The sequence below is a fragment of the Halobacillus sp. B23F22_1 genome, from assembly GCF_043497005.1.
Lineage (GTDB): Bacteria > Bacillota > Bacilli > Bacillales > Halobacillaceae > Halobacillus_A.
In genome coordinates, this window is record NZ_JBIEKE010000002.1 from 610,437 (window position 1) to 634,880 (window position 24,444).

General features: G+C 39.5%; 23 protein-coding genes. All 23 read right to left on the minus strand.

Annotation, left to right across the window (positions count from 1 at the left end):
* Positions 1-170: 170 nt before the first annotated feature.
* The 23 genes from ACGTNH_RS10910 to asd all read right to left on the minus strand — a co-directional run bounded on the left by ACGTNH_RS10910 (position 171) and on the right by asd (position 24,417).
* On the minus strand, positions 171-431 hold the full coding sequence (locus ACGTNH_RS10910; RefSeq protein WP_188376003.1) for a stage V sporulation protein S: 261 nt from the start codon (positions 429-431) through the stop codon (positions 171-173).
* Between the two features lie 108 nt (positions 432-539).
* Entirely contained in the window at positions 540-1,337 is a 798-nt protein-coding gene (gene ymdB, locus ACGTNH_RS10915; protein WP_394586792.1) for a 2',3'-cyclic-nucleotide 2'-phosphodiesterase, read from the minus strand.
* Between the two features lie 72 nt (positions 1,338-1,409).
* On the minus strand, positions 1,410-2,969 hold the full coding sequence (gene rny / locus ACGTNH_RS10920) for a ribonuclease Y (RefSeq protein WP_394586794.1): 1,560 nt from the start codon (positions 2,967-2,969) through the stop codon (positions 1,410-1,412).
* A 253-nt stretch (positions 2,970-3,222) separates the two neighbouring features.
* Complete coding sequence (gene recA / locus ACGTNH_RS10925) at positions 3,223-4,263, minus strand: recombinase RecA (RefSeq protein WP_394586796.1); 1,041 nt, start codon at positions 4,261-4,263, stop codon at positions 3,223-3,225.
* Between the two features lie 168 nt (positions 4,264-4,431).
* On the minus strand, positions 4,432-5,658 hold the full coding sequence (locus tag ACGTNH_RS10930; protein ID WP_394586798.1) for a competence/damage-inducible protein A: 1,227 nt from the start codon (positions 5,656-5,658) through the stop codon (positions 4,432-4,434).
* Positions 5,655-6,233 (minus strand): CDP-diacylglycerol--glycerol-3-phosphate 3-phosphatidyltransferase, encoded by a 579-nt coding sequence (gene pgsA, locus ACGTNH_RS10935; RefSeq protein ID WP_394586800.1) that lies wholly within the window; start codon positions 6,231-6,233, stop codon positions 5,655-5,657. The genes ACGTNH_RS10930 and pgsA overlap by 4 nt, the downstream gene beginning before the upstream one ends.
* Before the next feature lie 99 nt (positions 6,234-6,332).
* Positions 6,333-7,262: a helix-turn-helix domain-containing protein gene (locus ACGTNH_RS10940; protein WP_394586803.1), complete on the minus strand. Its 930-nt coding sequence runs from the start codon at positions 7,260-7,262 to the stop codon at positions 6,333-6,335.
* Between the two features lie 19 nt (positions 7,263-7,281).
* Positions 7,282-8,070 (minus strand): DUF3388 domain-containing protein, encoded by a 789-nt coding sequence (locus ACGTNH_RS10945; RefSeq protein WP_394586805.1) that lies wholly within the window; start codon positions 8,068-8,070, stop codon positions 7,282-7,284.
* Between the two features lie 155 nt (positions 8,071-8,225).
* On the minus strand, positions 8,226-8,486 hold the full coding sequence (locus ACGTNH_RS10950; RefSeq protein ID WP_394586807.1) for a DUF3243 domain-containing protein: 261 nt from the start codon (positions 8,484-8,486) through the stop codon (positions 8,226-8,228).
* A 75-nt stretch (positions 8,487-8,561) separates the two neighbouring features.
* Positions 8,562-9,278, minus strand: coding sequence for an elongation factor P 5-aminopentanone reductase (gene ymfI, locus ACGTNH_RS10955; RefSeq protein WP_394586809.1), 717 nt, complete (start codon positions 9,276-9,278; stop codon positions 8,562-8,564).
* Positions 9,278-10,564 (minus strand): EF-P 5-aminopentanol modification-associated protein YfmH, encoded by a 1,287-nt coding sequence (yfmH, locus tag ACGTNH_RS10960; protein WP_394586811.1) that lies wholly within the window; start codon positions 10,562-10,564, stop codon positions 9,278-9,280. Before yfmH ends, ymfI begins: the two co-directional genes overlap by 1 nt.
* Complete coding sequence (gene yfmF / locus ACGTNH_RS10965; protein ID WP_394586813.1) at positions 10,564-11,850, minus strand: EF-P 5-aminopentanol modification-associated protein YfmF; 1,287 nt, start codon at positions 11,848-11,850, stop codon at positions 10,564-10,566. The genes yfmH and yfmF overlap by 1 nt, the downstream gene beginning before the upstream one ends.
* A 141-nt stretch (positions 11,851-11,991) precedes the next feature.
* Positions 11,992-12,951, minus strand: a complete 960-nt coding sequence (locus tag ACGTNH_RS10970) for an ABC transporter permease (RefSeq protein WP_394586815.1) — start codon at positions 12,949-12,951, stop codon at positions 11,992-11,994.
* Positions 12,952-13,998, minus strand: coding sequence for an ABC transporter permease (locus ACGTNH_RS10975; protein ID WP_394586817.1), 1,047 nt, complete (start codon positions 13,996-13,998; stop codon positions 12,952-12,954).
* On the minus strand, positions 13,998-15,524 hold the full coding sequence (locus tag ACGTNH_RS10980) for an ABC transporter ATP-binding protein (RefSeq protein WP_394586819.1): 1,527 nt from the start codon (positions 15,522-15,524) through the stop codon (positions 13,998-14,000). The genes ACGTNH_RS10975 and ACGTNH_RS10980 overlap by 1 nt, the downstream gene beginning before the upstream one ends.
* Positions 15,525-15,670: 146 nt before the next feature.
* A complete protein-coding gene (locus tag ACGTNH_RS10985; RefSeq protein WP_394586820.1) occupies positions 15,671-16,786 on the minus strand; it encodes a BMP family lipoprotein in 1,116 nt (371 codons plus the stop codon).
* Between the two features lie 106 nt (positions 16,787-16,892).
* Entirely contained in the window at positions 16,893-17,618 is a 726-nt protein-coding gene (locus ACGTNH_RS10990; RefSeq protein WP_394586822.1) for a GntR family transcriptional regulator, read from the minus strand.
* 207 nt (positions 17,619-17,825) lie between these two features.
* Entirely contained in the window at positions 17,826-20,105 is a 2,280-nt protein-coding gene (locus ACGTNH_RS10995; protein WP_394586824.1) for an FtsK/SpoIIIE family DNA translocase, read from the minus strand.
* Between the two features lie 105 nt (positions 20,106-20,210).
* Positions 20,211-20,420, minus strand: a complete 210-nt coding sequence (locus ACGTNH_RS11000; RefSeq protein ID WP_394586826.1) for a YlzJ-like family protein — start codon at positions 20,418-20,420, stop codon at positions 20,211-20,213.
* Positions 20,417-21,154, minus strand: coding sequence for a ClpP family protease (locus ACGTNH_RS11005; RefSeq protein WP_394586828.1), 738 nt, complete (start codon positions 21,152-21,154; stop codon positions 20,417-20,419). Before ACGTNH_RS11005 ends, ACGTNH_RS11000 begins: the two co-directional genes overlap by 4 nt.
* 89 nt (positions 21,155-21,243) lie before the next feature.
* Positions 21,244-22,113, minus strand: coding sequence for a 4-hydroxy-tetrahydrodipicolinate synthase (gene dapA / locus ACGTNH_RS11010; protein WP_394586830.1), 870 nt, complete (start codon positions 22,111-22,113; stop codon positions 21,244-21,246).
* Positions 22,114-22,128: 15 nt separating this feature from the next.
* Positions 22,129-23,349, minus strand: a complete 1,221-nt coding sequence (dapG, locus tag ACGTNH_RS11015; protein ID WP_394586831.1) for an aspartate kinase — start codon at positions 23,347-23,349, stop codon at positions 22,129-22,131.
* A gap of 21 nt (positions 23,350-23,370) precedes the next feature.
* A complete protein-coding gene (asd, locus tag ACGTNH_RS11020; protein WP_394586832.1) occupies positions 23,371-24,417 on the minus strand; it encodes an aspartate-semialdehyde dehydrogenase in 1,047 nt (348 codons plus the stop codon).
* Between the last annotated feature and the right edge of the window lie 27 nt (positions 24,418-24,444).

Genomic DNA, 24,444 nt, shown 5'->3' on the forward strand with positions numbered 1-24,444 from the left:
CCTCTTTATTTAAAAAACATGATTATAACCGCATTCATTTTACATATTATCACGTTTAATAAAATACGCAACCATGTTTGTCCACTCCAAAAATACATTTGAACATAAATAAAGCCGTATCCTTGTAGGGAAAAGAATACGGCGGCTTTTTTAAAATTTTAAAATTATTATTAACGAGGCTCGATAATCAGCTTGATGGCTGTACGTTCCTCCTCATCAATCATAATATCGGTAAAAGCTGGAATACATATTAGGTCTATTCCACTAGGTGCTACAAATCCTCTGGCAATGGCTACAGCTTTTACTGCCTGATTTAAAGCACCGGCTCCAATGGCTTGAATTTCTGCTGTCCCCCGTTCTCTTACTACGTTTGCCAAGGCTCCTGCTACTGAATTAGGTACGGATTTAGCTGATACTTTTAATACTTCCATTACTAGCTCCTCCTTCATTCACTATAGTTGTTCCATAACCACTATATTCTTGGAGTTGTAGAATATTCCCTTTTCATTATGCAGGAACTTTTCGCAAAATTCAAATAATCAGCTGAAGAACGGGTGATCGTCGTTAATTTGAATCCGCTTTACACTTTTTGCTTTGCCCGTTTGCTCATCTACATCTACAAGAACACCACTTAATTGTGTTCTTCCCGATTTTGGTACTTCAAAACGTACGGGTAAATTTGTTAGAAATCGTTTCATTACGGCTTCTCGTTCCATCCCGAGAATTCCATCGTAAGGGCCTGTCATCCCAACATCAGTAATATAAGCGGTGCCTCCAGGCAGAATTCGTTCGTCTGATGTTTGTACGTGGGTATGGGTGCCCACATTCACACTAAGGCGTCCGTCCACGTACCAGCCCATTGCTTGCTTTTCGCTGGTCGCTTCTGCATGAAAATCTAAAAATATGATCGACGTTCTCTTTTTAGCTGATTGTATAAGTTCATCAACTTTACGAAAAGGATCATCGTTTGGCGTTAAAAAAGTACGCCCCTGTAAATTTATGACGGCTACTTCAGTTTTTGGTGTTTTAATAAACGTTAATCCCTTCCCAGGAGTTCCTTCAGGAAAGTTAGCAGGACGTACCATATACTCTGCATCATCAATAAAATCAAAGATTTCTTTTTTATCCCATGCATGGTTTCCTAATGTTACAGCTTGAGCGCCGCATTCTAAGAACCTGCGGTAAATTTTTTCAGTAATTCCTTTACCGGATGCTGCATTTTCTCCATTAATAATGGTTACCGTTGGCTGGTATTTTTGTTTAAGCTTTGGTAAATATTCTTCAACCATGTCACGGCCCGGGGAGCCTACCACATCTCCTATAAACATTATCTTCATAGTATGATCTCCTTTATTAGTAGCGTTTAAAATGAAAATGAAGCGGCCAATTTAATTTGACCGCTCCATTTCTTATTTCGCATATTCCACTGAACGTGTTTCACGAATAACCGTAACTTTAATGTGACCTGGATAATCAAGTTCATCTTCGATTCGATTTCGAATATCTCGCGCTAGACTCGTAGCGGTAAGGTCATCAATTTCATCAGGGCGAACCATAATTCGAACTTCACGTCCTGCTTGGATCGCAAAGGACTTTTCAACTCCATCATAGGATTCAGAAATTTCTTCAAGTTTTTCAAGACGTTTAATGTAATTTTCTAACGTCTCGCTTCGCGCTCCTGGACGAGCAGCAGATAACGCATCAGCAGCTGCTACAAGTACAGCAATTATGGAGGTAGGTTCTTCGTCTCCGTGGTGAGAAGCGATAGCGTTTATCACAACTTCGTTCTCTTTGTACTTCGTAGCCAGTTCTTTCCCAATTTCTACGTGACTGCCTTCCACTTCGTGGTCAATCGCTTTTCCAATGTCGTGAAGAAGTCCAGCTCTGCGAGCGAGCGTTTCATCTTCTCCTAACTCGGCAGCTAATAACCCGGATAAATAGGCAACTTCTGTCGAATGCTTTAAGACGTTTTGACCGTAGCTTGTACGATATTTTAATCGTCCTAGAATCTTCACAAGGTCTGGATGCAGGTTGTGGACACCAATTTCAAAAGTGGTTTCCTCCCCAACTTCCCGAATGTAATCATCGACTTCTCGTCTTGATTTATCAACCATTTCCTCAATTCTAGCAGGGTGAATACGGCCGTCCTGAACTAGTTTCTCTAAAGCCATTCGAGCTGTCTCTCGTCGAATTGGGTCAAAGCCAGATAAAATAACTGCTTCAGGGGTATCATCAATTATTAGATCAATACCGGTTAACGTTTCTAACGTACGGATATTACGTCCTTCACGTCCGATGATACGACCTTTCATTTCATCGTTAGGCAAGTTCACAACAGAAACAGTAGTCTCTGCGACGTGATCAGCTGCACAACGTTGAAGGGCAAGTGAAAGAATGTTCTTGGCTTTCTTATCCGCTTCCTCTTTGGCACGATTTTCAGCTTCTTTGATCATTAGAGCTGATTCATGAGATACTTCTTGTTCGACTCGTTCAAGAATTACTTGTTTAGCCTGGTCAGCAGTTAAGCCGGAAATGCGTTCAAGTTCAGTTTGCTGCTCTTGAAGCATAGCTTCCACTTTGCTTTCCATTTCTTCAATTTGTTGTTGTCTTTCGGCAAGAGTCCCCTCTTTCTTTTCGAGTGATAAATCACGTTGATCAAGTGTTCCACTCTTACGATCAAGATTCTCTTCTTTCTGTGTTAGACGGTTTTCGGTTTTCTGCAGTTCCATGCGGCGTTCGCGAATATCGCTTTCAGCTTCTTGACGGAATTTCTGATTTTCTTCCTTCGCTTCCAATAGCGCTTCTTTTTTTGCAGATTCGGCATTACGACGGCCTTCTTCTACAATTTGTTTTGCAAGTTCTTCAGCGCTAGATATTTTCGCTTCCGCAATAGATTTCCGAATGAGATAACCAACAACAGAACCGACGATAAGGGCAAGCAAAATGAAGATGATGGATAACATATCCATAGTTTCACCTCCTCTTGCTATAAACTTGGTCCGTTTGTCGGCGTGTACAAACGATTCATTTTCAGTTACATTTCATTTAGGTAAAAAGGTATAAATATGAAAATGATACACATTCATTTTATGCTTGCAGAATGGTAATGTCAAGGAAACCTCCCAACCTAAAAGCTGTTTCGTTTCAAAATTTCAAAAAAGTTGCTCAATTCCAACAAAAAACAGCGACATCTAATAGACATCGCTGCATTAATCATTTTAATTATACGTCTAATGATTCCTGGCTCTCTGCTTTACCTTCGTTGTGTAAAGGAACATCATCCATACCATAATGCTCACGAACAGTGGCCTTAATCTCTTGGTAAACTTCCTCATTTTCTTTTAAGAACTGCTTGGCATTTTCACGGCCTTGTCCCATCCGATCGTTATTATAAGAGTACCATGAACCGCTCTTTTGCACTAAATCCAGATCAGAAGCAATATCAAGAAGTTCACCTTCACGGGAAATTCCTTCACCGTACATAATATCCACTTCTGCCTGCTTAAATGGGGGAGCAACCTTGTTTTTAACAACTTTTAATCTCGTTTTATTACCAACCATTTCATTTCCTTGTTTAAGAGTTTCCGCACGACGAACTTCTAGTCTAACAGAAGAATAGAATTTTAATGCGCGTCCACCAGGGGTAGTTTCAGGATTACCGAACATGACGCCGACTTTTTCACGAATTTGGTTAATAAAGATCGCTGTTGTCTTCGACTTATTAATAGCACCTGATAACTTTCTTAACGCCTGAGACATTAAACGAGCCTGCAAGCCTACGTGGGAGTCACCCATTTCACCTTCGATTTCAGCCTTTGGTACTAGAGCTGCTACAGAGTCAATTACTACCATGTCTACAGCACCGCTTCGTACTAATGCTTCGGCTATTTCTAATGCCTGTTCACCGGTGTCAGGCTGGGATAGTAAAAGCTCTTCAATGTTGACTCCTAAAGCACGAGCGTACACTGGATCCAGAGCATGTTCGGCATCAATAAATGCTGCTTGTCCACCCTGTCTTTGAGCTTCTGCAATAGCATGCAGTGCTACAGTTGTTTTACCAGAAGATTCCGGTCCATATATTTCTACAATTCTTCCACGAGGATATCCACCCACCCCTAAAGCTACATCAAGAGCGAGAGACCCACTTGAAACAGTGTTTATCTTCTGTTCCGCCTGCTCTCCAAGTTTCATAATGGATCCTTTTCCGAACTGTTTTTCAATTTGTCTTAAAGCCATATCTAACGCTTGCTTACGATCACTCATAATATTCCCCTTTCAAAATTACTATCCCTATCATAACTCCTTTTTAATGTTTTGCCAACTAAAAAGCGAATAAATGTTCCCTTTTTTTCTGCTGATCATGTGTTGACAAAATTTAAGTTTACATAGATGAAAAATTGAATTTATTAAGCGGATATAATTGATGAATTATCATTTTAATTTATGAAATAATAATTCAAAACCTTTGTTAACTGTTCGCTGGCGAATTTTATCCCGGCTTCCATCAAAGTAATAATGAAAAACTTCAGCAGGAGCATCTTTGACCTTTATTCCAATGTACACAAGTCCCGGTTCATGACCTTCACTTGAAGAAGGTCCTGCTACACCCGTAAAGCTAATGGCAATATCGACATGTAGCAGTTTTTGAGCTTGAACCGCCATTTCTTCTGCACACTTAGAGCTTATGGTTCCATGCCTTGTAATAATCTCTTTAGGAACTCGGATCACACGCTGTTTGGCTTCAGGGGTATAGGCGACTAAACCGCCTTGACATATAGAGGAAGCACCGGTTAATTGAATAATCCGTTCAATAAACTTCCCGCCCGTTAAGCTTTCTGCGGAACCGACGGTTAGTGATTTTTGTACTAATAAGTCTTGAACCGCTTCTTCAATAGTGATGCTGTCACTGCCAAAGTAATAATGACCCACCCGTTCCAAAATAGAAGTTTTCATATCTGCAATTTCACGTTCTGGGTTCTTACCTGAAGCTGTTAATCTAATGGCGACATCTCCTTCTCCTGCTAAAGGAGCAATGGTAGGATTCGTTTGCTTAGAAATTAAATCTTTAAGTTTTTCCTCTAAAGTAGATTCTCCTATTCCGATAAAGCGAAGCATTTCTGACTTAATCTTTGTTTCTAACTGATATTTCTCAGTTAAATATTTAAAAACGAAGTCATTCATTAAACTTTTCATTTCTGCTGGCACTCCAGGCAGAAAAATAAACGTAGAATCATCCGCTTCAACAATTTGGCCAGGCGCCATACCTTCACTATTTTCCAGCACCATCGCCGTCTTTAACACATGAGATTGTTTACGGTTATTCATCGTCATCTGCCGATTATTTTTCTTGAAGAAATCTATAATCTTGTTCATGGTTGGGGAGTGCTCTAGTAATTCATCTTCAAATACCTCACAAGCAGCTTCTCTTGTTAAATCATCTTCAGTAGGACCCAGCCCTCCTGAAACGATGACCACGTCTGAGCGCTTTCTACTTTGTTCAAATGCCTCAACTACTCTCGGGAGATTGTCACCTACAACACTGTGGTGGTAAATATTGGCTCCGTAGTGAGCTAATTCTTTAGAAATCCATTGAGCATTTGTATTTGCGATCTGACCTAATAATAGTTCTGTTCCGACAGCAATTATTTCTATTCTCATTTTGAATCTCTCATCACATGCCAGTTTTTAGCGAAATAATCATAGCCAGAATACACCGTAATGATTAAGGCGGCATATAAACTAATAAGTCCTAATGGAAAGCCGACAAACGCAAAGGGCCAGTTATGCAAAAGAAGAAGGGAAATGGAAATGATTTGAATCCAAGTCTTGAGTTTCCCCATTTGACTGGCAGCAAGAACAGTGCCATCACCTGCTGCCACTAACCGAAGTCCAGTAACGGCAAACTCTCTGCTTATAATTAAGATGACAATCCAGGCTGGAGCCAAACCAATTTCCACGAGTAAAATCAGCGCAGCACTTACAAGTAATTTGTCAGCTAAAGGATCAAGGAACTTTCCTAAGTTTGTCACAAGGTTATATTTTCTAGCAATATACCCATCAATCCAGTCTGTCGTGGAAGCTATAATAAATAAGAGCGCTCCTGCTAAATGAGCCACAGGAAGTTCTCGTTCGCCCATTTGGATTTCTCCCCAATTAAAGGGAACACTCATTAAAATAATAAAAACTGGGATTAAAAATATTCTTGATAACGTAATTTTGTTAGGTAAATTCATTCTAATACACCCTCCTTAAAATAAAACATAAAGCTGTCCCTCATAAAAGAAGTGGTTGTTCTTCTTTCACTTCAAGGACAGCTTCGCTTTTAACTCAGATTATTCAAACCTTATTAATAACTTTTGTGTTAGGTTGTCAGCTGGAAATTCGATTTCTTCATCATTTACTTTTACAGTAATTCCAGGGGCTGATCCTGTTTTTATGTAGACTTCATCAAATTCATTAAGGTCCACATTAAGGTCTTCATCATCTTCGCTATAATTTCTTGCGTCCGCCAGACTTTCTCCATCTTTAGGTGCACTTACTTCCAAATACGTTTCCCCATCGAATTCTATTGTTAATTCTCTTTCGCCGGCGTTAGAAATTTCATAAATATGTTCCGGAAATCCTCCTGAACCTGTTTCCTCAAGAGAAACGTCCATCTCTTCTTCCTCTTCAGCATCGTCTTGTGAATTAGAACCATCGTCAGACTCTGATTCACCGCTTCCTTCTTCGTTCCCTTCTCCTTCATCGGAATCTGAGTCGTTACCAGTTGAATCCTGGTTATCGCTTTCGTCCTCATCCTCTGTTGGATTAGAAACGTTTACTTGATCTTCACTGCTGTTCTCATCACTTGCACTATCATTAGGATTTGATACTTGCAAAATAAAGTACCAGGCGACAAAGAGTAAACCTACGATTAAGACTACAGTTAAAATCGTTGGGAATGCTTTCGACATTCCGCCTCCCATAATTGGACGATTCTCGCTTTTTGATTTTTGAACACGACTATAAGTGATCTCCTGTTCTTCTTCATTTGATGGAAGTTCGCTTTTATGCTCCTCCATTACTTGTTCAGGATCTAACCCAACAGCGGAAGCATACTCCCTGATAAAGGCTCTCGTATAAAACTTGCCTGGAAGCACATCAAACTCATTTTTTTCTATGGCTTGAAGATATCTTTTTTGAATCTTTGTCGTACGCTGCACTTCTTCAAGCGTTAAACCTTTTTCCTCTCTTGCTTCTTTTAGGCGTGAGCCTATTTCCATAACTAACACCTTCCATTATTTAAAAATCAAACATTGAGAATCCATCATTAGTTTTTGCCTCTTTTTCTACAGTTTCGTAAGTGATCTCTTCGTCCTCATTATTACGAAGTTCAATGATGTAATCAAAATCACTCATTTTATATTCCGTCTCTTGTACAAAAATATCAGGATGCTCAATTACTTTCGTAGCCGGAAGACGCATAACTTCCCTTACTAATTGCCAGTGCCTCTCACTAGCTCTTCTGGCAGAAACAATTCCGTCTATAATGTATAAATAGTCTTCATTGTATTCTTCATCAATTAATTGATTACGAACCGTTTGCTTTAATAACGTACTTGATACGAACAACCAGCGCTTATTAGCACATACGCTTGCTGCTACAATCGATTCTGTTTTACCAACACGCGGCATTCCACGAATACCAATGAGCTTGTGTCCCTCTTTCATAAATAACTCAGCCATAAAATCAACGAGCACGCCAAGGTCTTCACGGTTAAAACGAAACGTTTTTTTATCGTCAATATCACTATGTATGTAACGTCCATGCCTAACAGCTAATCGGTCCCTTAACTTGGGTCTCCGTAATTTAGTAATTTTAATTGTATCCATTGTATTTAAAATTGAGCGCAATCGCATGATTTGTTCTTCGCTTTTACAAAGCAGGAGCATTCCTCTATGGGAGTTCTCCACCCCATTTATCGTTACGATATTAATGGACATCATCCCTAACAAAGATGATATATCCCCAAGGAGGCCCGGCCGATTGTACTGGATCTCATATTCTAAATACCATTCTTTTTTTTCCATGATCCATCTCCTCTGGAAAATGTCGAAGTTTGTATAAAAAATAGATTGAAATGTTCCTTTATATATCATAAATGATTTTACCCTAATAAGAAAGACTACAAACAGATTTAGTAAAAAAACCGCACAGGAAAACCCCGCACGGTTTTAAGTACTTTTTATGATTGTGTCCCTTCGCTTTGTACAAGTTTCACCATCATGTTAGCTATTGCATGTTGTTCTTTTTCATCTGCCACATTCCACAGTTCGCGTAGAACAGCCTCTTGGTCATTCTTAGCTTCCACTTCAGTAGCTAAATAGCCGCCGATTTCGTAAGCTAATTCTGAAACAGATCGATCGTTCATTCCTTGTCCTTCCGCTTGATGCAAACGGTCACCCAAGAAATCTTTCCATGACTCAAAATTGTCAAGTACAGACATTTCGTGTACCTCCTCAAGATGATTTTTTCATCATTAGTATGAGGCAGGAGAATTGATATTATGCATGAATTCTTTTTAAAACCATCCCCCATTTATACGTAACGTGTGCCCTGTAATGTAACTCGATTGCTGCTTCAGTAAAAATACAACGCCTTCAGCTACCTCCCTGCTGGTGCCGGGACGTCCTAACGGAATTTCGTTGTAAATATTAAGATGTTCTTCTTCGGAAAGCTGTGCGTTCATTTTGGTTGAAATAAATCCAGGTGTAACAGTGTTTACTCGAATTTTACTAGGGGCAAGCTCTTTAGCTAAGGCTTTAACATAGCTGATTTGGGCTCCTTTTACAGAACTGTAAATAGCCTCAGTACTAGCCCCTTCCTCTCCCCACACAGAAGAGATAACCACAATACTGCCTTGCTGTTCTCTAACCATAGAAGGAATTAATGCTTGAGAAATCATCCATAGAGCTTTGACGTGAATGTGATAATAATGATCCATTTCTTCAAAACTAACATCCTGTATAAGCTTCGCTGAATGATTTCCAGGTGCAAATACGAGCATCTCCCACTCTTTAGAAATAGATGCTAAAAAACGTTCAATCCCTTCCTGTGTAGATAAGTCACCGAAGAAAGACCCCGCCCATTGACCTTCAGGGACGTCTGCTTTCAGTTCTTGCACTACATCTGCATTCTTGTGATATTGAACGCCGACGTTTATCCCCGCATCTGCCATTGACTTAGCAATCTGGGAACCGATTTCACCGCTTCCTCCAATAATTAAGCCCTTTTTCATTATTCTTGAGGGAGTACTTTGAACACTGAGATACGGTCTTCTTTTATCCAGTGTTCAACATATTGATCAGCATCTTTAGTCGTTAACGACTCAATGACCGGCAGTACATTAAACAAGTCGACTCCTAACGTGTGATAATGAGTAAACTGATTAGCTATGAACTCCAGTGAATTTAGGGCCCGCATAAACTGCCCGATTTTTTTACGCTTCATCCGGGTGAAATCTTCATCAGAAATTCTCTTTTCACGTAAGCGATGCAGCATTTTTTTAACTCGTTCAGCTAATTCATCAGGTTTTCTTGTGTCCCCTCCTAAGATGGTGAATCCAAATTGACGATCAAGTTCGGTCTCAAATTGGAAGCTGTCATCAATTAAATCGTCTTTATACAGCTCTTCATAAAATTCACCACTTCTTGAGAAATAAAAGTCTAAAATCATTCCTGACAATAATTCTGCGCGCAGTAAATCTTTCCCGTTTAAAGAACTGACGTCTTCTTTTACTCCTACCATCGTTTTAGCCGTAGTGACTGGCATTTTAATAGAGTCTTCTGATTTCGCAACAGATGGAGATTCTTCAGGATAAAAGCGTTCTATTTCCGGCATTTCTTTAAAATCTTTTTTAGTTTGATTCGAACGGATTTGCTCCATCATTTCTTCAGGCTTAATATTACCGGCAATAAACAATACCATATTGGACGGATGGTAAAAGGTTTCATAACAAGTGTATAGGTCATCCTTTGTTATTTCCTGGATGGAATCAACCGTCCCTGCAATGTCCACTTTCACTGGGTGCTTTTCATACATACTTTGAATCGTCCCAAAGAATGATCTCCAGTCTGGCTGATCATCATACATTCGAATTTCTTGGGCGATAATTCCTTTTTCTTTATCTACTGATTCTTTAGAGAAATATGGATCTTGTACAAAGTCTAATAAGGTCTCGACATTTTTCTCAATTTGACTCGTAGCAGAAAATAAATAAGCTGTTTTTGTAAAAGAAGTAAAAGCATTTGCTGAAGCCCCTAATTTCGTGAAGTCTTGAAAAACATCACGATCTTCTTTTTCAAACAATTTATGCTCTAGAAAATGGGCAATCCCCTCAGGCACCGTTACTTTTTCATTTTTACCAATGGGGGTAAACGTTTGATCAATAGACCCATAATTCGTAGTAAATATTCCGTACGTTTTAGCCATTTCAGGTTTAGAAAGTAAAAATACTTTTAATCCATTATCCATTGTTTCCTGGTAAACTGACTCATTTAGCTGTTTATATACGAGTTCTTCCATTATTCTTCCCCTCCCTCTTGACTGGTTAAGAAATAGATGGTGTCAAGTTCAATTTTATTAGCCACTTTAACTACATCTTCTTTCTCCACTTTACGAACATGTTCGATGATTTCCTTTGCGGGAATGGAAACCCCGGACAGCGTTTGATGATACAGCACTTCAATTAATCCATTTGCATGATCCATCGTTTCCTGCAGTTGATTTATCACTTGCTCTGATGCTTCACTAACTTGATCTGTTGTAAAATCCCCTGACTTCATGGCTTCCATTTGTTCATTAATTATATTTTTCGCTTGGTCATAATCTTTTGGATCAACTCCGCTAAATACGAGCAATAATCCTTTATGGCTTTCAAACCTTGAGGCTGCGTAATAAGCTAAACTGTGTTTTTCCCGTACATTCATAAATAATTTAGAACTAGGAAAACCTCCAAAAATCCCATTAAATACCTGCAGGGCAAAGTAATCATCATCACCGAATTTAATGTTTGTACGATAACCAATATGAAGCTTTCCTTGGTTTACATCTTCTCTTTCGATAACTTCATTAATCTCACGTTTTTCACTAGCCAGCGATTCCTGGTGAGCATCATTATTTGCACTGGCTGAGCGTGAAAAGTATTTATCAGCTAATGTTTCAATTTCAGCTTTATCTACATCACCAATAATGTATAGATCCAGTAAATCACGATTAATCATTGTTTGGTAATACTCATATAATGATTTCGCATTTATTTTTTCAAAATCTTCTAAGTAACCATGCACGTGAAGAGCGTATGGTTCATTATCACACATGTGATCAATCAACCTCATGTTGGCATAGCTCATTCGATCATCTTTAATGGATTTGATCTTTTGTTCCAGTGTTTGCTTCTCTCGCTTCACAATTGTATCATCAAATCCTCCTTGCTCGACCTTCGGATCAAATAATACCTCGCTGAAGATTTGCATTGCTTTTTCTAATATAGGTTCGTGATCGTTTAAGTAAGCTTCATTCACAACTTCCATTCTGAAAGATAGAATGTGGTTTTCTCCTTTTTTTGTTCCGTCGCTGGAAAAGCCGGTACCATATAAGTTTTCTAGAGCTGATTGTAATGCTCTGACATTAGGGTGGCTGCTCGTCGCTTTTTGCAGCACATGGGGCAGCAGGGCTCTCTCCGTTATCCCTTCTCTTTGTAAGGGAGCTTTTAACTTAGCCACAATAGAAACTGTTTTGTATTTTTTGCTAGGCAGTATATGTAATCTGTACCCTTGTTTATCGTGAACCGATTCTTTTGATATTTTCATTAGAATCCTCCTCCATTTTTGTCTATTATTATAAGCAGTTATTCGCTTATTCATCCCTGTTAAACTAATTATTATGCTACGGTAAATAAATAAAAAAGTAAAAAAATAAAGCCCGGTACTTTTACACCGGACTAAATTTTATTATCGATTACCTTTAATATACGCTTCACCTAAAGATTTAGGGGCTTCCGCTCTCCCTATAAATCCTGCTAATGCAAGGATAGTTAATACATATGGTGCAATTAAAAGGAATACTTGCGGAACGTCTGCTAAAAGCGGAATGCCGGAACTTACTACGCTTAAGCTTTGAGCAAACCCAAAGAAAATGGCTGCGCCCATTGCTCCCAGGGGATGCCATTTACCGAAAATCACAGCCGCCAGCGCCATAAAGCCTTGTCCTACAATTGTTGACTGAGAGAAATTCATTGCAATAGTTAAGGCAAATACGGCACCTCCCAGACCTCCAAAAGCACCTGAAAGCATAACGGCAACGTACCTCATCCCATACACGTTGATACCGTTTGTATCTGCAGCCATTGGATGTTCACCGACGGAACGTAAGCGTAAACCAAAAGGCGTCTTAAATAATACAAACCAAACGACAAACGCTAGTATAATGGCCACGTACGAAGTGATGTACATATTAGAGAAGAATAGACCGCCTAAGATTGGTATATCACTTAATATCCAAACATCTTTCGTATAAAAAGGACGAGATACCATATCTGTCTGCCCTTTATCGTACCATTGCTTCGTTAAAAATACTCCAATGCCTAAAGCTAAGAAGTTAATTGCAACACCGCTGACTACTTGATCCGCTCGAAAGGTTATCGAAGCGACAGCATGAGTTAAAGCAAAAATAGCAGAAACCACCATAGCAGCTAAGATAGATAACCACGGTGTTGCGGAACCAAAAGTATCCGCGAACGTGAGGTTGAACACAATGCCGACAAATGCCCCCATGACCATAAGCCCTTCTAAACCAATATTGATGATACCTGAACGTTCACTCATTACCCCGCCGAGTGCAGTAAAAATAAGAGGGGCCGCAAAGAATAATGCCTGCGGAATGATTGATTGTAAAACATCAATGAAATTCATTTATTTCCCCTCCTTCTTAAAACGAAGAATAATCCATCGAATCATATAACTTGAAGCAACGAAGAAAATAATAAGTGCGATAACAATTTCGACTAATTCAGTTGGAACTCCAGCTACGGTCGGCATATTCAGTGCTCCAATTTTTAACGTACCAAATAGGAAAGCAGCTAGTACTACGCCTAATGCTGTGTTGGCTCCTAACAGAGCGACGGCAATTCCTTCAAAGCCTATATTGGTAAATCCTGATTTTGTTGCCAAATACCCATATGTGCCAAGCCCCTCCATCGCTCCAGCTAACCCTGCAAAAGCGCCGGAAATCATCATGGCGAGAACAATGTTTTTCCCTACACTCATTCCAGCATAATTTGAAGCGTGAGGGTTATAGCCCACAGAGCGCAACTCAAAACCTCTCGTTGTTTTATTAAGAATAAACCACATAATTAATGCCATTAAAAAAGCAATTAAAATACCGTAATGCATTCTTGAATAAAACGTCATTTCTGCAATCCACTCTGAAGCGAGTGAAGCAGATCCGGCAATTCTTTCTGTTTGATCTTCACCATCTGTAATCACATGACGCACAATAGCATTTGTAGAATAGAGAGCTATGTAGTTCATCATAATTGTAACGATAACTTCATGAACCCCCAGCTTTGCTTTTAAAATTCCAGGGATGAACCCCCAGAAAGCGCCGGCAGCAGCGGCCGCTAAAATAGCAAGGGGCAAGTGAATAAACATAGGTAATTCAAAAGCTACTCCAATCCAGACAGAAGCTAACCAGCCTACAAATACTTGGCCTTCGACACCGATGTTAAGTAAACCAGTACGCAGAGCAAATGCTACAGCCAACCCAGATAATATATAAGGCGTAACCATACGTACGGTTTCACCAAAGAAGTAACTATCCCCAAACGCACCTTCCCATAAAGCTCCATAGCCTAGAACTGGATTGTATCCAAATACAACCATAATGATGGCGCCGACTAACAGGCCGAGAAAAACAGAAATGACAGGTATTAATATATTGATCATACGATTAGTAAACATTACTCAGCACCCGCTTTCTCGGTCGTGTTCCCAGCCATTAATAATCCAAGCTCTTGTTCATTAGTTTCTTCCGGCTTCACCTCAGCGATTACCTGCCCGTCAAAAATAACCGCAATACGATCACTCAAGTTTAAGATTTCGTCGAGTTCGAATGATAAAAGAAGAACAGCTCTTCCTTTATCTCTTTCTTCAATTAATTTTTTATGAATAAATTCGATAGCGCCTACATCTAATCCACGAGTAGGCTGAGCCGCAATGATTAAATCAGGAGACCGGTCTATCTCTCGTCCTATAATCGCTTTTTGCTGGTTTCCACCTGAAAGAGCTCGAGCCTTTGTCATTTCATTCGGTGTACGCACATCATATTCTTTGATAAGAGATTTTGCTTTTTCATAGATTTTTTTAAAATTCATAACCCCTGTTTTCGAAAAGGGTTTTTGATAGTACGTCTGAAGAACCATATTATCTCCAATCGGAAAATCAAGTACCAAACCGTACTTGTGCCGGTCTTGAGGAATATGAGAGATACCAGCTTGTGTAACTTTACGCGTCGATAAATTACTAATAACTTTATCATGCAAAGAGATTTTCCCTGATTCTGACTTTCTCAGCCCAGTTATGGCTTCTATTAATTCAGTCTGACCATTTCCGTCAATGCCGGCTATACCTACGATTTCACCGGCTCTAACTTCAAGGTTTAACCCTTTTACCATATGGACATTCCTAAAATCTTTAACATAAAGGTCCTTTATCGATAAGTAAGTGTCTTTGGGTTCAGCTGGTATTTTTTCCGTTTTAAAACTGACTTCTCTCCCTACCATTAAGGAAGCAAGTTCATTAGGGTTGGTTTGACTGACATTTACAGTACCAATCCCTTCGCCTTTACGAATAACAGTACAACGATCACAAACTTCTATAATTTCTTTAAGTTTGTGAGTGATAAGTATGATCGATTTCCCTTCTTTAACAAGACTCTGCATAATGACGATAAGCTCTTTTATTTCTTGAGGGGTCAGTACAGCTGTAGGTTCATCAAATATTAATATATCAGCACCTCTATATAAGGTTTTTAAAATCTCTACACGCTGCTGCATTCCCACAGAAATATCACGAACCTTTGCTTTTGGATCAACATTTAAACCATATCTTTGTGATAGCTCCAACACTTCTTTTTCTGCTTTCTTTATATCAACGGTGACGCCTTTCTTAGGTTCGCTGCCGAGAACGATATTCTCAGTTACAGAAAATGTATCAACAAGCATAAAGTGTTGGTGCACCATTCCAATTCCTAATCGATTGGCAACGTTAGGATCGGAGATATTGACTTTCTCGCCTCGAACTTTAATTTCACCTTTTTCCGGCTGATAAAGTCCGAATAACACGTTCATTAAGGTTGATTTACCTGCTCCATTTTCACCGAGTAAAGCGTGAATTTCACCTTGCTCTACTTGTAAATTAATATTGTTATTAGCAACGATTCCGGGGAACTCTTTTCGGATATTCAACATCTCGATTACGTAATCCATTTCTCCCATACACCCCTTTATATGCGACCTTCGTCTCCTCGTATTGCCCTAAAAAATCACCAAATGAAGAGCTCCGGAAAAGTTCTCTTCATTTGATGATTTTCATAGATACATAGGACTACTACGTCCTATGTATCCTAGTTTAATTAAAGTGAGCTTTCAAATTCTTCTAGTTCTTCATCTGTACTAGGAACTTCTACCTCACCATTAGCAATTTTTTCTTTCCAGTCTTCAACTTCTGATACAATATCTTCAGTCATAGCATCTTCGTTCGTCGTCGCAATACTAATTGCATCATCTTCAAGACCATATTCCATCACTTCTCCACCAGGGAAGTCACCGTCCATAGTTAGAGTGGCCACTTCATTAACGGCGATGTCTACACGTTTTACCATTGAAGTTAATGTTACATTTTGGCCTTCAATTTCACCCTCTTCATGCTGATCACGGTCAACTCCGATTACCCAGACGTTTTCATCTGGATTGTTTTGCTTAATGTCTTTTGCCTGAGCAAATACACCGTTACCAGTTGCTCCCGAAGCATGGTAAATTACATCTATGTCATTGTTGTACATGTTTGATGCAATCAGCTTACCTTTATCAGCGGCAGCAAAGCTTTCTGCGTACTGAATATCAATTTCGATATCAGGATTAATAGATTTTGCTCCTGCTACATATCCTGATTCAAATTTTCTAATTAAGTCTCCATCTTCTCCACCAACAAATCCAATCTTATCTGTTTCTGTTTTTAGAGCCGCAGCTACACCTGCCAGGAAAGAACCTTCGTGTTCTTTAAATGTAATGCTGACTATGTTATCACCTTCAGCAACGGAATCTACTAGACCAAAGTTAGTGTCCGGGTTTTGCTCAGCTACTTCTTCAAGAGCTGGCTGCAGTAAGTATCCAATTCCATAAATTAAGTTAAAATCTTGACGGACCAGGCGGCTTAAGTTCGTGGTATAGTCACCCTCACTATCAGACTGAGCGTAATCATAACCTTCCCCTTCTTCTAAGCCATTTTCATCGCCAAAAGCTTGAAGACCTTCCCAAGATGATTGGTTAAATGATTTATCATCCACTCCACCTACATCCGTAACCATAGCTACTGAGAAATCATCGCTGGCTTCCCCTTCGCCACCGCTCTCGTTAGAATCTCCACCCTCACCGCCTGCTTCTCCTTCATCAGAAGAACCACAGGCCGCTAATACTAAACCAATAGATAACAGTAAGGCCAAAATCAATAAAAAACGACGGTTTTTCAAAACGATTACCCCCTAAATTTGTTAAGTATTAAAAAAATTCAAACAACTAAAATTTTTTACACGTCTCCCCGGCAAGCCTCACCTCCTCAATTTTTAAGTAAGTCTATTACACCCTTCTTCTTAAAACATGGAAACTAAACTTGTCAGCTCTAAAGTAATTGGAAGATAAGAGAATTGGTTCGTCATCTTTCGTGTAATGCATTTGTTTGAGTAATAATAACGCTTGGTCGGGTTCGCAATTTAAAATGGGGGAAATTCTTTCGTGATAACCTATTGGTTCAATATCTGTAACAGCATAACTGATTGTCTTTCCTGTAAAACGTTCCAGTATTCCAAATAAGGAATCGGCTTCCCGAACTTGGTCAATTGGAATTAGGCCTTCTGGAATCCGGTCTTTACAATAAACAACGGGTTGCTGATCAGCTGTTCTCACACGTTCAACTTTGGCTAAATTATGTATCTCGACGGGGGAAAAACGCTGACGTTCATCTTCGGTGGGTTCGATTAATTCTGCTGATAAATACTGTGATCCGGGCACCATACCTGATTTAGTAATCATTCCTGTTACACTATCTAATTCCTCAATGCCAGAAGTAAATACAGGTTTAGGATTTACAAATGTACCTACTCCATGTCTTCTAGTTACAATACTTTCTTCCTCTAGTATTCTTAGCGCCTCACGTAAAGTTGCTCTTGAAACACCAAGAGATTTAGACAACTGAAACTCTGACGGAAGTTTCTCTTTTTCAAGATAAACGCCGTTCTCAATATCACGCTTAATTTGTTCGATCACTTGTAAATACAAGTGACGAGTATCTTGTCTAATGGACATAACCCTTCACTCCAAATCTATTTGCCTATAGGTAAGAGATCTGACATCTGACGTTCGACACATCATATTCGAAATTAATATAACACTTTTCTACAAATAAATAAATAGAATTAGGACATTTTTATCGATTTAGTACACATGTTTGTTAAATCAGAATATTTAATTATTAATAATTAAATAAAAAACTGACGCTGAAACAGCGTCAGTTCAACTTTCTTCAACCGTATCTGATACGAGAACAGTTCTAGGCTTACTTCCTTCATAAGGCCCAACTATTCCGTTATCTTCCATAGCATCTATTAATCTAGCTGCTCGCGTATAGCCTACCCGAAATCTTCTTTGAATCATAGAAACGCTAGCACTTTGCATTTCAATGACCATTTGCACAGCTTCCGGATATAAATCATCATCTACTTCAGTTGTCGTTTCACTCTCTTCGTCTGGAATCATCTCTTCCTGATATTGAGCTTTTTGCTGTTCGACACAGAAGTTAACGATCCGTTCTACTTCATCATCTGATAAAAAGGCGCCTTGCACTCGCGTTGGTTTGTTCGAACCTACCGGAGTAAATAGCATATCCCCTCGTCCTAAAAGTTTTTCAGCACCGCCTGTATCAAGTATAGTTCTAGAGTCTGTCGAAGAGGAGACACTAAAAGCAATACGAGAAGGAATATTCGCTTTAATGACACCAGTAATGACATCAACAGAAGGTCTTTGAGTAGCAATAATCAAGTGAATACCTGCCGCTCGTGCCATTTGAGCTAAGCGAGTAATCGCATCCTCTACATCGTTTGAGGCTACCATCATTAAATCAGCTAACTCATCGACCAATACAATAATGTATGGCAGGAAGGGCTGATCGTCTTCGTGCTCACGGTTGTGTCTCTTGATATATTCATTATATCCTTCAATATTCCTTGTTCCTGAATCAGAAAATAAGTCGTAACGTCTTTCCATTTCTGAAACTACTTTCATAAGAGCTCGAGAGGCTTTTTTAGGATCTGTGACAACAGGTGCTAACAAATGCGGAATGCCATTATAAACGTTAAGCTCTACTTTTTTTGGATCAATCATCATCATTTTAACTTCGTGTGGTTTTGCCCTCATTAATACGCTTGTAATTATCCCATTGATACATACACTTTTACCGCTTCCTGTAGCACCTGCAACAAGAAGGTGAGGCATTTTATTTAGCTCTGCCATAACGGCTTCGCCAGAAATGTCGCGGCCTAATGCAAAACTTAGCTTGGCATCTGGGTGGGCTTTTCCTTGCTCTAATACTTCTCTTAAAGATACCGTTGCTACTTCTTGATTAGGTACTTCTATTCCTACTGCCGACTTACCAGGGATTGGAGCTTCAATCCGAATATCTTTTGCTGCCAATGCTAAAGCAAGGTCATCATTTAAATTAACAATCTTGCTGACTTTCACTCCTACATCGGGATAAACTTCATATTTTGTTACCGAAGGACCGACATGGACTTTAGTTACTTTTGCTTTTACTCCGAAACTATGAAATGTTTGTTCTAACTTCTTCACCGTCGCTTGAATATGGGAACGGCCCTGACTTTGAGGACTTGAAGTTGGTTCATCCAACAGGTCAAATCCTGGAAGCCTGTAATCTGGATTTTCTACTTCAGCTGTCGTCATTGTTTTATCTAAATCTTCTGTTTCACCTGATTTCTCAGAACTTTCTTCTTTAGCTGGCGGCTTTTGGTAAGCCTGCTCTGTAAAATCCTGAATAATAGGTTCATAGTCTTCATCTGTGTCTGTTGTAGACGCTTGCTCCGGCTCTACAATAGGAACTTCTTCAATCGTTCTATCTTCTTTCTCCTTACTGCGCTTTCGTTTATCTTCTTTCTTCATTTGCTGCTTTTCTTTAGTATTTTCATAAGCGGATTTAAATTTTTCAACGAAGTAGGCTAACACTTCCCCGATCGAACGCTCAGTAATAAACATCGCACCAATTAAAAATAGAAATAACGAAAAAATAATGGAGCCTGTTGCAGAAAATAAATAATACGTGATTAACAATAAAAATGCGCCTGTCATTCCTCCACCAATACTTGTAGTTGGAATGTCCCCTCGCATCATACTTATTAATCGATCCCAAGTCAGACTGAAAACTCCTCCTTGGTTATTGTTTAAATCAGATGCAAGAGTTTGCACGTGAGTAAAAAGCAGTAACGCAGCGAGCATAATGTAAATACCAATTAATCGTTTATGTAAAAAATCAGGCCATTTTCTTTTTATCATCAAATATAACCCTACAATTAAAAAGAAGAGCGAAGCGACAAAGTACCATACTCCAAACATCACTTGCCATATACGTTCTAACCCGCCAGGAATAGCTCCTTCACTTATCATTGAGGCGCCGCTTCCAAAAACAGCTATAAACAGGAAAAGCACACCTGTTAGTTCAAATTTCACATGCTGTTTTAAAGATGATTTTTTCTTCCGTGATTTTGTTTTTTTCTTTCTTGCCATTTGGAGACACCTCCGATCATGATGAAAAGAATAGGATGTCGTCTGCTGAATCTCAGCTACGACATCCCCATTTTCTCTTTTTATTATACCACAGGCCCGGCGCTGTTAGTAGCCCAGCCATTGTCCTGGTTGGAAAGATGGATCCATATAGTCTTGTGGATCCGTAGACATTAGTTGAATAATTTGTTTTTTTCCATTGCCATGGTCATAACATTTCACTTGTTTATTATTCACCGTTTCATAAACAATGGACTGTTCAGCATCACTTTGCGGAAAAACATCGTATTCGCTAAGCGGCGTATAGAGAATCGTCATTGAACCACCTTCTCTTCATTTCCTTTTTGTTGATCAATGAATTCATTCAGCTTACTCATCGCTTCTTTTACTCCACCTACAGCGTCGATTAAACCAACGTCTACTGCTTTTTGCCCTACCACATTAGTTCCTATATCTCGTGATAAATTACCTTTTTCAAACATTAACTCTTTAAATTTTTCCTCCGACACATTTGAATGTCTTGTTACAAAATTAACAACTCGATCTTGCATTTTATCCATATACTCAAAAGTTTGTGGAACACCAATAACTAACCCGTTTAGTCGGATAGGGTGGATGGTCATCGTCGCTGTTTCCGCAATAAATGAATAATCCGCAGCGACAGCAATAGGGACACCTATAGAATGGCCGCCTCCTAGCACAATCGATACAGACGGTTTGGAAATTGAAGCGATCATTTCAGAAATAGCTAACCCCGCTTCAACATCTCCTCCTACGGTATTTAAAAGTACCACTAGCCCTTCTATTTTAGGATTTTGCTCAATGGCTATCAGCTGAGGAATTAAATGCTCATATTTCGTCGTTTTATTTTGAGCAGGCAGCTGGACGTGGCCTTCTACTTGCCCAATAATTGGCAAAACGTGAATATTCGAATCTCCAGCGTTTGGTACATTGGACTGACCAAGCTGCTGAATTTTGTCTACGATAGAGGACTGTTCTTTAGAATCGTCCTTCTTTGGCTCATTTTGATCATTATTTTGATGCTCCTTCATTACTATCGTTCCCCTTTCATACTTTGCTCTTAGTATGAGGAAGAACAATCGATTCATACAAAAAAACAGCAAAGCAAAAGCTTTGCTGTTTACAGTTGGTCAACTAAGTGATGAATATGCGCTCGTTCTTCTGCTGTTAAAGGCACTAAAGGCAACCGAACACCGCCTGTGTCCAGACCTTTAATTTGAAGCGCAGTTTTTACCGGCGTTGGGGAAGGAGCCATGAACATCCCTTTTAAAATCGGAAGTAGTTTACGATGTAAAGCCGCAGCTTCTCTTCCTTTACCTTCATCATATAAACGGAGCATTTCTTGCATTTCATTACCAACAATATGGGAAGATACAGAAATAATACCATCGCCTCCGATAGCATACACCGGCAGTGTTAAGTTATCATCGCCGCTATATAAACTAAAGTCTTCCCCCGTTTCTTCAATAATTCTAGCCATACTGTCTAAATCACCCGTCGCCTCTTTAACCGAAACGATGTTAGACACTTTAGATAATTCCACAATCGTATCAACATCGATCCGAACTGCTGATCGACCAGGGATATTATAAAGCATAACAGGAACCGTAACGGAATCAGCAATGGTCTTAAAGTGTTCATATAGTCCACGTTGGTTTGGTTTATTATAATAAGGGGTAACGAGCATAACAGCGTCTACACCCGTGTCTACTGCTTTTTTGGATAGCGCAATGGAACTTTGTGTATTATTACTTCCTGTTCCGGCAATAACCGGAACACGACCGTTAACAATTTTCACAACATGCTCCCACAGGGCTACTTTTTCTTCTGTAGTTAAAGTCGGTGACTCTCCTGTTGTTCCTGCAATGACTAACCCATCTGTACCATGTTCGAATAAATACTCCACTAACGCGGAGGTTTTATTAAGGTCTAAGTTGCCATGGCTATCAAAAGGGGTAACCATAGCAGTTAACACTTTACCGAAATCCACGCCCTATTTCCCCTTTCATCTTTCTACATTCAGCTCAAATATCTCATGGAGGGCATTGACTGCTTGAATTAAATCTTCGTCTTTCACTAGTATCCAAATCGTCGTATGAGAGTCCGCTGATTGTAAGATTTGCACACCACGTTCTATTAGTGTCTGCACAATTTTAGCTGTTACACCCGGAACTCCAGTAATTCCGGCTCCAACTGTTGATACCTTCGCACAGCCTTCCCTAAGTTCAGGATCATAACCAATATCCTTTAAGATAGAAACGGCTTTATCCGTGTATTTACTGTCGATTGTATAGCTGACACCGCTTGGTGATATATTAATAAAATCAACTGATATATCAGCTTCCGCCATAGATTTGAATACCTCAGACTGAAGCTTAGAAGGATCTTCCTTAGATTGGACCTTTATTTGAGCAATTCCGGCCATATGAGCAATACCCGTTACAAGACGGTCAGGCAGGTCATTGCCTGCTTCTCCTTCTCTTGAGGCAGCAACTAGTGTACCTGGTTGATCTGAATAAGTTGACCTTACACGCATAGGAACTTTTGCATGCATAGCAATTTCAACAGCACGAGGATGAATCACTTTCGCTCCCTGATAAGCCAAGTTACAAATTTCATTGTAAGTGACCGCATGCAACGCTCTAGCTGACTCAACGATACGTGGATCTGCCGTCATAATACCTTCTACATCAGTAAAAATGTCAATATACTCTGCTTTTAATGCAGCTCCTAAAGCAGCAGCACTTGTATCACTGCCTCCCCGTCCGATCGTCGTTGTATCCCCGGATTCCGTCTTCCCCTGGAATCCAGCGACGACGACTACATCATGAGTTTCCAGTTCAGCTAATAAACGACTTGTATCCATTCGAAGAATCTTTGCCTTTGTAAAATCATCATTTGTTAAAAAGCCTGCGGCGGCTCCAGTCATGCCAGTTGCTGAAATGCCCTCAGACAGTAATTCATGAGTAAAAACAATAGAAGATATTGTCTCACCGCATGACATTAACATATCCTGCTCTCGGTTAGATATTTTTGATGCAGGAAGCTCCACAAGACCTAATAATGTATCAGTGGCATAAGGATCGCCTTTACGGCCCATTGCTGAGACCGTAACAACTACCTTATACCCTTCTTCTAATGCATTTTGTATATGGGAAATCGCACGTGATCTACCTTCTTCATCACGAACAGATGTCCCGCCAAATTTTTGAACTAATATTTTCATGTTCACACCTCATATTCTCTTTTACAACCACTGGCGAGCGATGACACGCTCAGCGATTTGCACAGAATTCCAAGCAGCTCCTTTAAGTAAATTATCAGAGACTACCCAAAGGTGGAACCCATTTTTTTGATCAAGATCTTTACGAATACGCCCTACAAAAACATCACGCTTACCTGCAGAACTCAATGGTGTAGGATAAGACTGAGTAGATGGGTCATCTTCTAAGATAATTCCTTCAGCCTCATTCATTAAAGATTTAATCTGCTCAACAGAAACATTCTCTTGATTTACTTCGACATACACACTTTCTGCGTGAGAAGTAAAGAAAGGAAGACGTACACAAGTAGCAGCAACTGGAAGTGCAGGGGCATGCATGATTTTTTTCGTCTCATTAATCATCTTCATTTCTTCAAATGTATATCCGTTTTCTTGGAACATATCGATTTGCGGAAGCGCATTAAATGCGATTGGATAATGTTTCTTATCTCCACCTACTGGTAGAATATTTGCTTCTAATTCTTCACCATTTAGAAAGGCTTGGGATTGTTCTCTTAGCTCATCTGCTGCTTCATTTCCCGCGCCGGAAACGGCTTGATAAGTAGAAACAATAACACGATTAAGCCCTAAATTTTGTTTAATTGGTTCAAGGGCTGCTACCATTTGAATCGTAGAGCAATTCGGGTTTGCAATAATACCTTTATGTTCTTTAATATCTTCCTCGTTCACTTCAGGCACAACGAGTGGAACATTTTCATCCATACGATAAGCACTTGTGTTGTCAATCACTAATGCACCACGTTTTACAGCTTCTGGAGCAAGCTTCTTAGAAACAGATCCACCTGCTGAAAAAAGAGCAATATCAATATTCTCAAAGCTTTCTGGAGTCGCTTCTTCTATTGTGTATTCTTCACCTTTAAAAGTTACATTCTTTCCTGCCGAACGGCTTGAAGATAAAAGCTTAAGCTCTTTAATTGGAAAATTACGATCCTCAAGAGTTTCAAGCATCTTTTGTCCCACCGCTCCTGTAGCACCTACTACGGCTATGTTATATTGGCTAGATTGTGTCATAATGATATCCCCTTTCGTGTAAATAAT